General features: G+C 71.8%; 2 protein-coding genes and 1 pseudogene. All 3 read left to right on the top strand.

Annotation, left to right across the window (positions count from 1 at the left end; all coding sequences use genetic code 11):
* Positions 1-599 (top strand): annotated as a pseudogene (locus WBL05_RS04470) (hypothetical protein); the annotation flags it as partial.
* Between the two features lie 68 nt (positions 600-667).
* Positions 668-1,516 (top strand): sugar phosphate isomerase/epimerase family protein, encoded by an 849-nt coding sequence (locus tag WBL05_RS04465; RefSeq protein ID WP_424224029.1) that lies wholly within the window; start codon positions 668-670, stop codon positions 1,514-1,516.
* An 81-nt stretch (positions 1,517-1,597) separates the two neighbouring features.
* Positions 1,598-2,377 carry an IclR family transcriptional regulator gene (locus WBL05_RS04460; protein WP_424224028.1) on the top strand — a complete coding sequence of 260 codons (780 nt, stop codon included), beginning with the start codon at positions 1,598-1,600 and terminating at the stop codon, positions 2,375-2,377.
* Positions 2,378-2,409 lie beyond the last annotated feature (32 nt).

Below are 2,409 nucleotides of genomic sequence, written 5' to 3'. Positions count from 1 at the left end.
GCCCGGTCCGGTCCGCCCTTGGTCTGGTCGCGGACGCCCACGCCCGATTCACCGCCGGCATGGCCGACAACACCGGCGAGACGCTGACCGAGGTGGGGACGCTGATGAGCGCCAAGGCCGGCCTGGTCCGCTCGGCCGAATCGGTCAACGAGGCGCTCCGGGCCGCCACGACCCGGCTGGCAGACTACGGCGATTCGATGGCCATCGACGCCAGCAGCCGGCGCTCGATCGACCGACTTTTCCTGGTCCGCGACATCGTCACCACCCAGTACGTGTACCTCACCGCGATGGCCGACTACCTCGACCACGGCGGCCACAGCCGCGGCTCGGTGCTCTACACCGACCCGGCCGGCGAACTCCCGGCCTGGCACGATGCCGACGGCAACCCGGTCGACGCCGGTCTCGACGAGCTGTTCCGGTACGTCCGCGACGACGGCGCACTGGATGGCGTCGCCCAGATCGTCGTCCTGCACGCTGACGCTTCCGGGGCGTTGCCCCCGGTCAGTTGCAACTGGCGACCGGTTCGCCCGCTGCCCGATCCGCAGGAACCCTTCGAGGTGGTCTGGCGCGGCTACCTTGAAGACCGCAACGTGCGCTGAAGCAGTACCGGGTGCACGGGCGGCCCGTCCGGGCGAGCGATGCACCCACAGGACCAGGAGGAGACCCAGTGACGCCCGCAAGCAGCCCCACCAGCCGACTCTCGATCAACCAGTGGTCGATGCGCAGCACGCCTTGCGAGCAGTTCATCACCGCAGTCGCCGACGCCGGCATCGGCTCGGTTGGGCTGTGGCGGCAGAACGTCGCCGAGATCGGCCTGGCCAAGGCCGCCGCGCTGGTCCGGGACACCGGGCTGCGGGTCAGTTCACTGTGCCGGGGCGGGTTCCTCACCGCGACCACGCCGGGCGACCGGCAGGCTGCCCTGGACGACAACCGGCGCGCCATCGACGAGGCGCATGAGCTGGGGACCGGCGTGTTGGTGATGGTGGTCGGCGGACTGGACCGGGGTCAGTCGATCACCCGGGTCAGGGCCGCCATCCCGGCCACCATCGCCGAACTGGCACCCTACGCCGAGCAGGCCGGGGTGCGGCTCGGGCTGGAACCGATGCACCCGATGTTCGCCGCCGACCGGGCTGTCCTCTCCACCCTCGCCGACGCCCTGCAGATGGCCGCGGCGTCCGGTCACCAGTCGGTCGGCGTGGTGGTGGACACCTACCACATCTGGTGGGACCCGCAGGTGCTGGAGAGCATCGAAGCGATCGGACGGGCCGGCCGGCTGCTCAGCTACCAGGTATCCGACTGGGATCTTCCGCTGGCCGCCGATCCGCTGCTGTCCCGGGGCGTGATGGGCGATGGCTACATCGACTTCGCCGAGCTCACCCGGGCGGTCGCGGCAACCGGCTACGCCGACGACGTCGAGACCGAGATCTTCAACGCCGAACTGTGGGCGATGCCGGTCGCCGAGGCGCTGGCCCTGGTGCGGCAGCGCTTCCATGCCCTGGTCGCGGCCCACCTGTGAGGCGCCCACCCAGGCAGCCGCCTGTGCCGGCCGCCGACAGCCCTCCGGCCCACCCGATGACGAAGGTGGCAGACTGAGCCCATGACCAGCCTCGACGCCCAGGGCCCGGCACCGGTCGAGGCCATCGACCGCGCGCTGGCCCTGTTGAGCGCCTTGTCGGAGGCCGGGCCGGAGGGCACCAGCCTGGTTGCGCTGTGCCGCGACCTCCATCTGAACAAGTCCACCGCATACCGCGCGCTGGCCACCATGCGCACCCGCGGTTACGTCTCACAGGACGCCGACGGCAGCTACCGGCTGGGCCCGGCAGCGGTCGGCCTCGGCGCGGCCTACTTCGGCCCCAGTTCGCTGGCGCAGCTGACCCACCCGGCGCTGCTGGTGCTGGCCCGCGACCTGGATGAACTGGTCCACCTCGGCGTCCTCAACGGCGACCGGGTGATCTACGTCGACAAGGTCGAACCCGACAAGGCGATCCGGGTGTGGTCGCAGGTCGGACGCCACGTGCCGGCCGCCACGACCTCGCTCGGCCGGGCGATCCTCGCTTTCAGCGGCGTCCCGGACGACCAATTGGACGCGTTCGTCCACCCCGGCGACGACCCCGCCGTGCTGCGGCGCGCCGTGCGGGACGCCCGCCGCCGCGGCTACGCCACCGAGATCGAGGAGAACGAACCCGGCATCGCCTGCCTGGGCGTGCCGATCCTCGCCGACGGCGCCGCCGTGGCCGCACTCAGCGTCACGATGCTCGCTCACACCCTGGACGACCAGCGGATGAGCGAGGTGGCCGGGCGCGTCGCCGAACTGGTCCCGCCCCGGCTGCCGGACGCCCTGCAGCTGCCCGACGCCCTGGGCCGGGCCCGTGGCTGAGCGGTGCTCAGCCCGCCCCCACCATGAGGATG

It is taken from the genome of Brooklawnia sp. (genome assembly GCF_049651565.1).
GTDB lineage: Bacteria > Actinomycetota > Actinomycetes > Propionibacteriales > Propionibacteriaceae > Brooklawnia.
The sequence above is the reverse complement of the archived record's forward strand: the minus strand, read 5'-3'. Positions and strand labels throughout refer to the sequence as shown.